Raw genomic sequence first — 13462 nt, 5'->3', positions numbered from 1 at the left:
GTTATGCTGGTCGTTTGGGAAAAAACACTTCTATGGCTTGATCTACGGCGATCTCGCTACGGTAATGGTCGATCAGTTGATGCTGGTTGAGGTCGTTGGTCACATCGGCGGCTTTGCCCAGGTTGACCTGTTCCGGCGTCTTCAAGCGTGCAGACAGGAAAGCGTGAGCCGGTACCCAATCGGTCGAATAGTGGAAGTCCGCAAACCAGAGGGTTTTGTTTTCTTTCAGGTCCTTGATCTCATACCTGTCCAGGTAACCATACAAGGGGCCCTTGATACGTTGTCGGCTTTTTTGCTTGCTGATGGAAATCTGGTTCCGGCTCTTGAGCCAAGTAACGCTGCTCATGGTGGGTGGACGTTGTTTGATGACCTTGAGCACGGCTGCAAACCCCTCGTCATACAGAGCCTTCGCGGCCTTCTTGAGGTCTGCGCTCGTGGATTGGGCGATACGCCGGTCCTCGGCTGAGACGTCCACCGTTTCGTTCGAAGTCGAGTCCAGTGCTTTGGTGATCGCGGCGCCGACTTTCTCCATCCGGCTGGCATGGGCGTTCAGGATCACGCCGAGACCAGCCGGCGAGCGCGAGGGTTTCTGCAGGTTTTCCGCGACTTGCACCTTGAATGCCGTCAAGCCGTTGATCAACGCCTTGCCCTTCGTCACGCTGGTTTTAAGGGGGGGAACGACCGACGGCATGCTGGCCGGCGGGACGTCGGCATTGACGTGGGGCACCCATTCGCCGCTCTCCTTGCGATGGAACGTGGCGATGATCTTCTCGGAAAACGGGTGTTTGACGTCGACCCAATCCGTTTCCTCCTTCAGCTTCGTCAAGCGAGGTTCGCCACTGACCAGGCCCCAGAATCGCGCCCTGATGAATCTTTTTCTCGGCCTCGGACGCTTCTCATAGGCGGCGCCCGTAGTCCGTCGGTTGCTTCTTTCGTCCAGCGCCTGGGCCAGATGATGCAGTGTTCGCCGCTTGAGCTGGCCGATTTGCTTGACCAGTCGGTTGAGATCAGCCAGCCGAACGCTGTCCTTGTACTCACTGGCAATATATTCCAGATGCTCTTCGATGGCAGAGAACTGTTCCGTCAGGCTGCCATAGGCGTCGATCTGCTCGTCGAGGCGTATCACGCTGCGCTCTTCAACGGCATCGTGCAAGCTCTGGAAGGCGACCGTGACGTTATCGACCACCTGGTTCAAGTCCGCCCAGCCCTCGGGCATGGTGCTGACGCTGTCGAGTGACAGGCAAAGATGCCGGTACATGTCCAATTGGATAAGCCGGATCGCATCACTTCCGTAGGCGGGCATTTTTCCGCGGTGCTGGCGCAGAAATTCAAAGCCTTCGCGGCCCAGTTTCTTGAGCCTGGCAAAACGGGTCTCCATGTAATCCAGGCGCTCGATCATGTCGTCGCCCACTCGGATCATGTTGTCGGCAGCGTCTATGTGTTCCTGTTCCAGGCTTTCGACACCGGCGGTGGTCATGTCCATGGCTTTTCTCAGGGCTGGGGTAAATCGCTCGTTCAGCGCGTCTATTTCCTCGAACGTGAAATTGATCTGTGCGTTCAGGTAGCCCAGCCTGGCCTGGGGGGCGTCGGGCCTTGCCTGGAAAACAGGCCATTCAGTCAATATCCTCAGCGCTTCGTCGTAGCTTTCACGTTGCGTCTTCAAGGTGCTGAGGTACACGTCGCGCTTGCTTTCCTTGGCAGAGCCCGAAGCCTTGTTCATCTCCTCGGCGTTCATCGTCAGGAGCTTCTGGTTCTGCGGTTTACTGTTCTCGATTCGGTTCAGCTCCGACAGCAGTTGCGTGCTGAGGCGTTTTGCTTCGGCGAGGACTGCCCGCCTGGCGCCTTTGGATCCGAGGCCACGCAAACGCAGTCGTGTGTCGACATGCCATTTTCCATGTGTGTCAGCCATCAAGGCTGGGCCGATACGGGCAGGATTGGCCTCGTCGACAATGAAAACCCGATCATCCTCCACCGCGACCTTGAACCAGGTATGCGCCACTTGTGTGTACCAGTCCTCGCCTCGTGGATAGAGGCCTTTGAGCGCGCCTTCGGTCTCGGGTTGCTCCAGTTTCTCGGGTTTGTCGATACGGAAGGTTTCGAGGAGTTTCACGCCTTGCCCCGATTTGCTGATCAAGGCACCGCTGGAATGAATGACGGCGTAGTGTTCGGGTAACTGTTCGTTACCCTTGAGCGTTGGGCGTTTTTCGATGACCAGATCGATTTTTTTCAGATCCTCCAGTTCGATCACCACCTCCGACGCTGTCGATCGACGGCCACGCTTACCTTCCCTGGCGTGGGCGATGGCATAGGCAGTGATAGCCATTGCCATGTTCAGCAGCAAGTCGACAAAGGCTTCCCATGTGGCTTGGCTGTTGGATGTTTCGTCGTCCTGGGTCAGGGATTCGACGTCGTCGAGGATCTGCCAGAACCAGGCGGCGGTGCCGACGGCCGAACCCAGGTAGGGCAGCGCCAGGTTGAAAATCAACCAGCCAGCTTGCTTGAAGGTCTGCCAACGGTGTTCGCTATTGGAAATCGATTGACGATCGGCCAGCTCGGCCAGGGCATTGGCGTTTGCCTTGAACAACTGTGGCAGGAAATCCGCGCCCAGGGTGTTTTCACTCAGCCTGATAGGGGCACTATTGGCCCATGCCGAAAAAGGATCGGTCACAAAATCGATAATGGTCCAGGGGGAGGGCAGCGGGCCTGAAAAAACGTATCGGCTGTAGTTTTCACGCACGCCGTCGGGTAACCAGGCCAATACCGATTGGCGCAGGGACGCGGTTTGCTTGATGGCATAGATCAGGTTGCTGAACGATGGATACTGACAAAGCTGCGGTTCGAGCAGCGGCCGGTACAGCAGGCAGGGACCGGCATCCGGGCTTTCGGGCCCGATCACGAACATATTGGTCACGACGTCCTCTGAACCCCTCTGCTCGGAGACGAACGCAAGCTTGCGTATCACGATGGTCTGCCCGTCGATCTTGTGATCGGTTTTCTCGGGCTCCATCAGGGCGCATACATACCGGTAGCCCCGTTCATCGATGTTCCCGATTCCACGGATCTTGCTTTCCAGCGCGAGCAGGGGGAGCTGGACGTGCAGTTGGGAGGTGAAAAGGCTCTGGCGACGGCTTGACTCTGTCGGATCGGCGAGCAATTTGCTCTTGATCAGCTCGGGATAGGCACGACCGATATCGACTTGGGCAATGAGCTTTTCGAGATAGTCGACCGACATCCACTTGGGCAGGGCGGTGCCATCGACTGATCGGACCGTTTTATCGCCTGGAGGCAGCGCCATCAGGTTCTGCAAGGCCAACTCCACCAGGCTGAACCGGGCGGTTTCAAATTTCCCCGGCACAATGAAGGTGCCCCAGGCGACCAGACTGCGGATCTGGACCTGTATTTTTTCCAGGTCCAGTGTCGAGGCGTCGGCATGTTCCGATTGCATTTGCTGCTTCAGGGCCGTCAACGTATAGCGCTTGATGGATGGAATATCGTCCAGATAGGTCTTGCCTGCATGGGCACTGCTCAGTGCCGAGAGGCTTTTCATGTGTTGGGCGAACAGGATCTGGTCTGATACCGATGCGGCTTTCAACCAGTCGGGTATCTGCTTCTGGAACCAGTCTTCGGTCGGATCGTTATCCACGTCCAATTCATCGGAAGAGGACTGCTCGGTTTCGCTCGGTATGAACCGTTGCAGAAACCCGGGCGAACCAATGATCTGGACCTGCATGGCGATCAATCCACAGGCCTTGTGGTCGAAGATATTGCCGTCGGGTTCGTAGAGCCGCCATTGGATTTTCCTGCGCACGCCGGTCCCCAGGTGAGCGGGCAGGGATTGCCCCAGCGCATGTTGTGAGTCGAATTTCTCGTAGCCGTTGCGCAGCGAGTAGGTCAGGATGACTTCCTGGCCGTCTATTTTGCCGCTTAGCACCATGATCGAATTTTCGTTTACGCGAGTTGCCTCGTCGCCGTTGACCTCATCGATGTCGATCAAATACGCGTGAGTGTCAAAGCGGTCGTGCGCCTTGCGATCCTGCTGGTCGGGGTAAAGGTAAAGCAATCTCGCCATGACGCATTCGGTCGCGGTCCAGCCCTTGACCTGCCTGACGTCCCAAAGCTTGCGCAATGTGCGGGAAAGTTCATGCCAGCGCGGCCCGGATGCACCGAGCGAGGCGTTCCAGTACGCCAGTTGCTGTTCCTGGCTGGCGGACAACATGGTGGGCACCAGCTCGTTGATCATGTTGCCGATCTGCCCGATGCGCACTGGCAGATGTACTTCGGGCGTAGTCAGCGGCAGTTGCGTCAGATAATGCAGACCCTCGACCAACATGGTCGATTCGTTTTCGCCCACCCGTTCGGCCACCATGCTGCTCAGGGTTTCATAGCGTGTGGGGCGTTCCACGATTTCGCCATCGACAATTTCCCAGTTTGGCTCCCCGACGACGGTGTTGTGTGGGTCGAGGTCCAGTGCCGGATAGAGTCTCTTGAGGGCTTTGCGCAAAAGTACGGCAGCAACTTCCGGAGAGGTAGGACCGGCCAGCAATTGGTTGAGTACAGCATCCCTGAGGCTGGCTTCAGGCGTGGATTGCGCGGTTGTTCTTAAGGTTCGTGCCATTCGAGTCTCCCTGTCTCGCGATGCATCCAATCCCCGAAGCCAGATGCTTCGGGGAGCCCATGCTAGGAGTGGGCGAGACAGGGAAGGTGGTAACTATGTATATGCCGCAGTGGATTACTGTCCGGATTTGATCCGCGTCCAGGCCCGGGTCCGTGCGCGCTCGGCATCCCTGGGCAAGGGTTGCAGGGTGTAGAGCGTGGCCATGGCGGTCTCGGTCGGGTACAGGTTGGGGTTGCCGCGGATCGCCGGATCGACCATTTCCGTGGCGTCCTTGTTCGGGTTCGGATAGCCGACGAAATCGCTGACCGGGGCGATCACCTGCGGCTGCAACAGATAGTTGATGAAGGTATAGGCGTCGTCTGGGTTCTTCGCTCCTTTGGGAATGGCGAGCATGTCGAACCAGATCGGTGCGCCTTCCTTGGGCAGGCGCATGTCCACGGTCACACCGTTCTTGGCATCCTTGGCCCGGTTGGCCGCCTGGGAGAAACTGCCGGAATAGCCCACCGCCACGCAGATGTCGCCATTGGCGATGTCAGCCATGTACTTGGAGGAGTGGAAATAGGTGATATGCGGGCGGATCTTCATCAACAGCGCTTCGGCCTTGGCATAGTCCGCCGGCTTCTTGCTGTTGGGGTCCAGACCCAGGTGCTGCAAGGCCAGGGGCAGGATTTCCGAAGGCGAATCCAGCAGCGCCACGCCGCATTGCTTGAGCTTGCTGATGTTCTCTTCCTTGAAGATCAGATCCCAGCTGTCCACCGGCGCGTTGTCGCCCAGGGCTGCCTTGACCTTGTCCGGATTGAAGCCGATCAGAATGGTGCCGTACATGTAGGGCACGGCAAATTTGTTGCCCGGATCGTTGGCCTCGATCAGCTTCATCAGCTTGGGATCGAGGTGGTTCCAGTTCGGCAATTTACTACGGTCCAGCGGTTGGAATACTCCGGCTTCGATCTGCTTGGCGAGGAATACGTTGGACGGTACCACGACGTCGTAGCCCGAATTACCGGTCAACAATTTGGCTTCCAGGGCCTCGTTGGTGTCGAAGATGTCGTAGACCAGCTTGACCTGGCTGTTCTGCGCCTTGAAATCTTCCAGGGCCTTGGGCGTGATGTAGTCGAACCAGTTGTAGACGCGCAAGGTGCGCTCTTCAGCCTGGACAGCACCGCAAAGCAGCGCGGTGCAAAGGGCGGGGACCATCAAACGCTTGAGTCTGCTCATGCTTGTTTTCCTCATTGGGCGCTTTGAAAACCTTCGAGAACGTTCACCGCATTGATGCCGATTTCGGCCACCGCATAGCCGCCTTCCATCACGAACAGCGTCGGCTTGCCGAGCGCGGCGATGCGCTTGCCCATCGCCAGGTAATCCGGGCTGTCGAGCTTGAATTGGGAAATCGGGTCGTCCTTGAAAGTGTCCACGCCCAGAGAGACGACGATCACATCGGCGTCGTAGCGCTGGACTTCGTCACACGCCTGTTCCAGGGCGGCGCTCCAGGTGTCCCAGCCTGAACCGGCCGGTAGAGGATAGTTGAAGTTGAAACCTTCCCCGACCCCTTCGCCGCGCTCATCCGCGTATCCCAGGAAGAACGGAAACTCGGCCTCCGGGTGGCCGTGGATCGAGGCGAACAACACGTCGCTGCGCTCATAGAAAATCGATTGGGTGCCATTGCCGTGGTGGTAATCCACATCGAGGATCGCCACCTTCTCGTGACCCTGATCGAGAAACGCCTGGGCGGCGATGGCTGCGTTGTTGAGGTAGCAATAGCCGCCCATCAAATCGCTGGCGGCGTGATGCCCCGGCGGCCGGCACAAGGCAAAGGCGCTGCGGGCGCCGCGCTGGATGTCGGCCTGGGCGGTGAGGGCGACCTGAGCGGCGCTGTAGGCTGCCTGCCAAGTGCCAGCGGTGATCGGCGCGCCGCCGTCGAAGCTGTAATAGCCGAGCTGGCCGTGCAAGCTGGCCGGGATGATCGTGCGCAGGGTCCTCGCCGGCCATGTATAGGGCAACAAGTCGCCGTCGCGGTGGTATTCGGCCCAGCGATCCCAGGCACCCTTAAAGAACGCCAGATAGGCCGGGGTGTGGATGCGTTGGATCGGTGCTAGGCCGAAGTCCTGTGGCGCTTGCACCGGACCCAGTGCCCGGGCCTTCACCCGCTCCAGTACATGATCGGCCCGGGAAGGCATTTCGAAGCAGGGCATCAATTGCCCATCCATGATTTCGCAACGGCCGTGGTGCAGGTGATGATCGTCCGAGTAGATCGTCAGCATTTTTGTCCTCCGCAGGGCTGATCCGGTTGCTTACAGTCTTGCGGCGGGCGGCGTTTCAGAGAACGGCAGGAGAGGCCAAAAGGGGATCAGAATGGCCAAAAGGTTTGACCGTAAATTGTCCTTGTTTTGGACGGATCGGCGCGGAAGTGAATAAAAAAATACGTGGGCCAGATTAACTGGGTAGAGAGGTACGGCAGATAAAAAAGGCAACCAGTTGGCCGCCGTATTCACAATCGGCCATGATTCTATGCACTAGCCGAAAGTTTGACCTGATGCGAACCAGCGAGTGCACCGTCTGGCTCGTCGGACGAACCACGCCGGATACGGTCGAGCATTCGCAGGTCCATTGAAGTAGTGACACGAGCTTTTCGCAGGCCGTGCACAAATGAGCCTCGGAAAGTGCCTTGCCCTTTGTGTTTGCCGGCTTTACCGCTTTGGGTTGCTTTCAATTTGCTCATTTTTCGATCACCTCTAAAGTGATGCTATTACGCATCAAGGGTCAATACAAGGGTACCGTTCACCATCCTGAACTCGTTCTCGATATATACCGGGACTGCTCCGGGTAATGGTTTATCGATTTCAATGTAGTCTGCGCCGATGATCTTGCAGTACTGGATAACGGCGAATATGCAGAGTTCGATGACTCTTCCCTTCAAGGGATGCTGGCCATTTTCCCGTTTAGGATGCCCTTCCAGTAGCTTGATCCGTACCAAGGTACGTTTGCCGCTGGGTGTGGCAAAGCATAGGCCGCATAACAAATCTCCATACCACAGCGCGAGATCGAAATGCCGGGCATCGTTTTTAATGACCCCTGGTGAGTCATGCCAAGGGAAGCCATATTCTGATTCCCACAGATCGAACTGTTCGAGGGCGACGGCGTCGATGCCTCCGAATCGCACCAGTGCGAAATCAAGCGCGTTCGTGGGCTCAGGACCTATTGAATCTCCTCCCAGCAATGCTAGTAACTCGTTAGAAGCAATACGGGCTGCACTGGCATAAGCCCTCCACTCCTCAAATTTTCGCTGTGTGTGTCTTGCCAATTTCTCAATCCCTGGTTTCGGCGAATACGATGATCGTCACACCGTGCACCTGTGGTGTTCCTTTACACATGGCGTAAACGGAAAAAGGAGCGTTGGAACCGCTGGGCTGGGTGGCTTACAACCAAAAAAATGAAGCAGACCCGACGCAACGCGCCGGGTTTCTGTCTGGAAAAGCTGTCCGCTATCGCGGATCGACATTTTCCAGCGCCCGGTTCGCCAGCAATGAACTGAGTTCGATCAGTTGCTGAATGCCAAGGGCAACATGACGTCGCGAGCCGTCCAGTTCGAATGCCAAGTCATTGACCATCGCATCAGCCGATGTCAGGGTTTCGCTGAGGTTGGCGAGCAGGCATTCGTTGTCGATGTCTTCTATGACGGTAAATAGCTGGCCCGGCTGAGTACCGGCTTTAGGTTTTTTCTGTTTGGGTAACAGATAGAAGTCCAAGGTACGTTTGGCGTCGTCGTCGAGCTTTTTTGCGTTTAGGCCGTCCAGGTAAGGTGAGGAGGGGTCTGCCTCTGGAGGGTTTGGGGTTATTTTGAACATTTGCTGAGAACTCCTTGGTTTAGCCGCAACCTCTTCCCTACTAAAAGAAGGGTGGCGGCTGTACGCAGGTTAGTAGACCGGGGAGCTCAGCATTGCCGGCGCGCCGAAGCGCCCTGCGTACAGCCACCATCAAGCACAGGGTGGACCTGCTTGGATGGAGACTCATACATCTTACCGAGAACCACGGGCTACTAAACCCGACCACTGATGGGCAGTGGCAGGAAAACGATAGAGTCCGGGGGCAAGGCGCACAAGCCGGCGGATTCTGGCGTAGTTGTAGGCAAAGGCGCAAGGATGTGTGGCTTGACGGAGGTACGGCGGTCAGGACGAAAGCGCTTACCTGTGGGAGCAAGGCAACTCCCCACATAGCCTCCATAGCCGGTGTGGCTTGCCGACGACAGCGGCTCAGGGACGGAACTGACTCGGCGCTACACCACTCCAGCGCACGAAGGCATGACGGAAGCTCGCGGTTTCGCTGAAGCCCAGCTTTTCGGCGATTCGGTGGATCGGCAGTTGGTCTTCGCACAGCATTTGCTTGGCCCGTTCGAAGCGCAGTTCATCCAGCAGCTCCTGGTAGCTGCAGCCGCAGTCCTTGAGGTGTCGGCGCAGGGTGCGTGCCGAGCAGTTCATCTGTTCGGCCAGGCCTTCCAGGCCGGGGGCGGCTTCCAGCTGGACGTTGAGCAGTTGGCGGATCCGTTCCAGCCAGGCCTGGCGTCCGGTGAACTCGATGTTCTGCTTGCGGCAGCGTTCGACCATGGCGTGGTGGGTGACGGGGTCGGCCAATGGCAAAGGCTGGTCAAGCCAATGCCGGTCGAAGGCAAAGGCATTGTCGATGGCGTCGAAACGTACCGGGCAATCGAAGTGTGCGGCATAGCGTGCCTGATAATCGGGCGCCGGGTGCTGGAAGCGTGCGCTGCGCAGTGGCAAGACATGGCCGAGCAGGTCGTTACAGGTGACCCGCAGAGAGACCATGCAGAATTCGGCGTTGAACGCCGCCAGGGCCGGGTTTTCCCGGTAGTCGCTGGCGCTGAACCAGACGTGCTGGCCGTCGTCGTCCAGTTTCAGGTCGAAGAGTGTTCCCAATAGCGCCGGATAACGCAGCGCCAGGCGCAAAGCGTCACCTAAGGTGGCACTGGTGAGCAGCGCATAACCGAGCATGCCGTAGGACGACACGTGCATGCGCAGACCGAGGTCCAGGCCGATGTCATGCTTGCGGGCCACGGCGTTGACGCAAACCTGCATTTCCTGATTGGTGGTGATGCGGGTGTCGGCCCGGTCCAGGTCCGCCGTGCTGATGCCGCTGCCGGCCAACAGCGCCTCGCTCGGCAGGCCTTCGTGCTTGAAAGCATCGAGCACCAGAGAGACGGCGTTTAGCGTAGTGAGGTGGGAATGAAGCATGTTGTTTTCCGGCCTTGGGACGCTGTATAGCGAGCAAGTTGTATGCCGGGCAAAGCGATAACCCAATACCGCACAACGCCGTAAAGGGCTGTTTACGCTAGCCGGTAACGGTTGCGGCTCGCGTTTTACGCAGGTCGCAGATTTCTACACGTTACCTGCCACTGGGAACAACCATGTCGATTTCAAACCCGGCCCCTTCGGTCGCAAGCTTGCCACGCCCCCTGCGAACCGATGGCGAGATCACCTCGCTGGCCTTGAGTGTGCACCTGCTGTTCGCATCACGGCCTTCACTGATGGATGTCGCACGGACGACGCTTCGAGAAATACTCGCCGAGCACGACCCCGCGTTGGCGCCTGCCGCTGCAACGGCCGTGATCCTTGAACCTCAATGGCGCCTGGAGGGCGGCCAACCGCACAAAGTGGGATACAACACCCATGAGTTGACCGAGGTACTGCTCGAGCGCTGTCGGGGTGTGGGTGTCAGGACGTTCAGCCAAGGCAGCTTTCTTGCGAAATTCCCTGGTGCGGAGACGCCCCAAGGCGAAAAGGTCCCCTTGGGTGAGCTCCAGCAGATGCTCGATGAATCGGCCTCCTTGCTGATTGAGTCCTACCAACAGCACCTGGTGGATTTCTGGAGCACGGGCACCCCCAGCGTCTGGCGACAACTGTCCGATCTGTTCAAGGCGCAATTGCAACAGGCTGCTTCGGCGCTGATGGGCGAAGAACACGCCACCGTTCAGGCCGTCCTCGATTATCCGGAGCAGGGGCTGCGACAACAGGCCAAAGGGCAGGGCACCACCCGAGCCTACGTTACGTTTGTCTATGAGGGAGACAGCGACGTTCCCCATGCGGAGGACGTGTTGGTATTGGCCATGACACGTCAGATGAATGGACGAGAAGTCGCTTTGCTCTACACGTTGTCGGGCGGTATCGAGGTGTTCGGTTCGGTGGCGGCGATGGAGGCGTCCTGGTTCGGTGCGCGCCGCGCGGCGGACTCGAAGCTGAGGAACTACACACCCGAGCAGGACATCTTCGACGCCTTGACCCTCTGTCTCCTGGAGCGTCAGTTGCAGCTGCTTGCCGGGATCAAGCCCTCGGTTTATCCCGATACGGCCAGTCTTGAGCGCGAAGTGGCACAGGTTTCCAGCCCCAGTACATTGCTGGGGGCCTTTCGCTCGGGGCATGAGGCCAGGCTGTCGACATTCCAGGATGTGCTTCCTGCCTGGCTGAAGAGCGCACCGTTGGCGGATCGTAGCGCCTACAGTCGATTGCTGTCATCGCTGGCGGCCCAACATCGAAGGCAGGCGTCATTCATGACGGGTATTCCGAGCATCCTCGAGTTTGCCGGCCAGGCGCTAAAGGAAAAGATGCTGGAGGATGATCCCGCGCGCAGCGATATCTCAGTGAGCGAAATTGAAGTGACCTTGTCTCGAGTGAGCAATTCCTCCTTCGAGATCGTCGATCCGCCATTTCCGCCCCGCCGCAGTGAAGCGCAAACCCGGACGTTTTCCGAAATGGCGATCAAGAATCTTGGCGCCTTTCCCCGGGTTCAATCGAAAATCACCTATCAGGGGGGCAATCCCCCCGCCTGGATGACTTATGAGTACCTGCGGGACCTGACCTCGCGAGCCGACATTGGCCAACACTACCCCGAGCTGCTGCGACGCAAGCTGCTGGACGATCCTTTGGATTCGGCTCGCAGGCAGCAGGCCTTTGGCGACCGCCTCGGCATCCTGTTGCCGTTGTTGGCACTGGAGCTGAAGATCAAGAAGAGTCTGACGGATCAGGCTTATCGCTCCGTCGTTGCGGTATTCCAGCCAAGGGCTTTCATCGATTTCGCGGCCGGGCATGAACCGGTCGTCAGGCCCTTGGCCTTCCTGACGGAGGCCAATGCGACGCCCGACGTGGTCGGCAACATGTTTGTGATCGGTCCCAGGGATGCCGGTCACGGGCCTCATGTCCTTTATCGGCCTGCATCGTCCGCGCCCTTGATGGAGTTCGCTTCCCGTGCCGCGCTTTTTGACGCCATCAAGGATGTCGGCGCGTTGCAAGGCAGCGTGCTCGCCGGGCTCGGGCCTTCTGCACGGCGGATCTACGCCAACGGCGGTTTCCAGGAGCCGCACATCGGCCGGGTGCTGCTGTCCGACGTCACCTCTCCCCGGACTCCTGAGCCCGCATTGCTCGGCACGGAGCTGATCCAGGGCGATATTGCCGGCGCCCTGTACAAGGCGTGCGCCCAGGCGTTGATCGAACAGGCCAAACGGGCCTCGGTGTCCGACTCGCAGGCGCGTTGGGACAGTTTCACGCAGTTTGGCTGGGTAGCGTTCAACCTGTTGCTGCCGCTGTTGGAGGGGCCTGTAGTGATGATCGGCCTGTTGGCCCAGCTCACGGAGCGGCTTGATGAGTTCGTCGACAGCGAGGGGGTGGAAAACACCGGGGAAGCCTTGGCCGAGGTGCTGATGAGCCTGGCGCTGGTATTGGTGCATGGAGGTTCACGCCGGGGAGCGATCAGCCGATTGGAGGAACGGCCAGTGACCGAGGCTGAGGCTCCGGTTGTCCCGCCGGGTAACGCAATCATCAAAGAGCCGGCATCATCTGCTTCCGCCAACCCTTACGGGGCGAAGGCGCGGCTGGTCTATGGCTGGTCGAGCCCTCGTGCCCGGTTTTGCGCCCCTGAACTGACCAGTCTCGACACCTTCAAACTGGCGGCTCCTTCCACATTGCAAGGCTTGGTGGTTTCGGGTGAATACCAGGGGCTCTATCGACGGGGCAGCCTGTGGTTTGCCCAGGTCGAAGGCCAGTGGTATCGAGTGTCACGCCGGCTTGAGGGGGTGGTGATCATCGACGCCGCCCACCCGGCGCGAACCGGTCCCTGGCTTGAACAGGATGGGCAAGGTCGCTGGAGTCTGGGACACAGCCCGCGATTGCTCGGTGGCGCGGGTGGGCTGAGCGTCCGTGCCGCAAAAAAACTCAAGAGCCTGGAGAAGAAGGGGCGCGATCTGCTGGGCACTCTTGATCAACAAATGTCTGACGCCGGTTGGTTGTCCAGAAGTGAGCGTCCGCCTATCGATGTTGAGGATCTCATCGTCGGCAAGGCAACCGAGTTCGAGCGCTGTGCCGAGGAGATCGAGCAGTTGACGCAGGCACTGGGTGACCAGGCCCCGCGAATGTTGATCAAGGATCTGAGAGCCGGTGCCAGGCGTCTGCGGGAGTTGGGGCGAACCACCCGCATCGCGATGACCAAGGCAAAGCTGCCCAACGTTGGCGCGGTGGAGTATTTGTTGCAGGAGCAGGAGATCAGTATCCGCAAGGCCGGTGGCCGGGTGGATATTTCAGACAATAAAGGCAACGACTTCCTGCAGGTCTACGAGATTCGCGAGAGGCGCAACAACCGCGTGCTGTGGTTCGCGCATTTCCATTATCTGAAGCAGGATGCGGCAGCGGATGCCTTTACCAAGGCTCACCTGAAGACGTACGAGCAGGGTGGGCGGGGCCTTGAGTTCCAGAAAGCCCAGCAGAAAGCCGGCCAGGCGGTTGAGAGGATCTGGCGCGCCGACATCGGCAGCGCCGCCGCCAAGGCGTTGTTTCTCTCGGTGTAGCGGTGTGA

Annotated in this window: 7 protein-coding genes; 1 reads left to right on the top strand and 6 read right to left on the bottom strand. The window is 58.7% G+C overall.

The features are described 5' to 3' along the window. Position 1: 1 nt before the first annotated feature. The 6 genes from LCU97_RS14830 to LCU97_RS14805 all read right to left on the bottom strand — a co-directional run bounded on the left by LCU97_RS14830 (position 2) and on the right by LCU97_RS14805 (position 9855). Positions 2-4615: a dermonecrotic toxin domain-containing protein gene (locus LCU97_RS14830; protein ID WP_232776965.1), complete on the bottom strand. Its 4614-nt coding sequence runs from the start codon at positions 4613-4615 to the stop codon at positions 2-4. 114 nt (positions 4616-4729) lie between these two features. Then, positions 4730-5830 carry a polyamine ABC transporter substrate-binding protein gene (locus tag LCU97_RS14825; RefSeq protein WP_232776963.1) on the bottom strand — a complete coding sequence of 367 codons (1101 nt, stop codon included), beginning with the start codon at positions 5828-5830 and terminating at the stop codon, positions 4730-4732. Between the two features lie 11 nt (positions 5831-5841). Further along, the gene (locus tag LCU97_RS14820) at positions 5842-6873 is read right to left on the bottom strand and encodes a histone deacetylase family protein (RefSeq protein ID WP_232776962.1); all 1032 of its coding nucleotides are present in this window, start codon (positions 6871-6873) and stop codon (positions 5842-5844) included. A gap of 485 nt (positions 6874-7358) precedes the next feature. Continuing rightward, entirely contained in the window at positions 7359-7913 is a 555-nt protein-coding gene (locus tag LCU97_RS14815) for a hypothetical protein (RefSeq protein WP_232776961.1), read from the bottom strand. A 181-nt stretch (positions 7914-8094) separates the two neighbouring features. Next, positions 8095-8457: a DUF6124 family protein gene (locus tag LCU97_RS14810; RefSeq protein ID WP_232776959.1), complete on the bottom strand. Its 363-nt coding sequence runs from the start codon at positions 8455-8457 to the stop codon at positions 8095-8097. Positions 8458-8862: 405 nt separating this feature from the next. Continuing rightward, entirely contained in the window at positions 8863-9855 is a 993-nt protein-coding gene (locus tag LCU97_RS14805; protein WP_232776958.1) for an AraC family transcriptional regulator, read from the bottom strand. A gap of 173 nt (positions 9856-10028) precedes the next feature. Between LCU97_RS14805 and LCU97_RS14800 the strand changes: the two genes are divergently transcribed. After that, positions 10029-13454, top strand: a complete 3426-nt coding sequence (locus LCU97_RS14800) for a dermonecrotic toxin domain-containing protein (RefSeq protein ID WP_232776957.1) — start codon at positions 10029-10031, stop codon at positions 13452-13454. Positions 13455-13462: the final 8 nt, after the last annotated feature.

The organism is Pseudomonas uvaldensis, assembly GCF_021271205.1.
Taxonomy (GTDB): Bacteria; Pseudomonadota; Gammaproteobacteria; order Pseudomonadales; family Pseudomonadaceae; genus Aquipseudomonas; species Aquipseudomonas uvaldensis.
The sequence above is the reverse complement of the archived record's forward strand: the minus strand, read 5'-3'. Positions and strand labels throughout refer to the sequence as shown.

Coding starts and splice junctions, on each gene's coding strand:
- LCU97_RS14800 (WP_232776957.1), top strand. CDS start 10,029: ATGTCGATTTCAAACCCGGCCCCTTCGGTCGCAAGCTTGCCACGCCCC.
- LCU97_RS14825 (WP_232776963.1), bottom strand. CDS start 5,830: ATGAGCAGACTCAAGCGTTTGATGGTCCCCGCCCTTTGCACCGCGCTG.
- LCU97_RS14810 (WP_232776959.1), bottom strand. CDS start 8,457: ATGTTCAAAATAACCCCAAACCCTCCAGAGGCAGACCCCTCCTCACCT.
- LCU97_RS14830 (WP_232776965.1), bottom strand. CDS start 4,615: ATGGCACGAACCTTAAGAACAACCGCGCAATCCACGCCTGAAGCCAGC.
- LCU97_RS14805 (WP_232776958.1), bottom strand. CDS start 9,855: ATGCTTCATTCCCACCTCACTACGCTAAACGCCGTCTCTCTGGTGCTC.
- LCU97_RS14820 (WP_232776962.1), bottom strand. CDS start 6,873: ATGCTGACGATCTACTCGGACGATCATCACCTGCACCACGGCCGTTGC.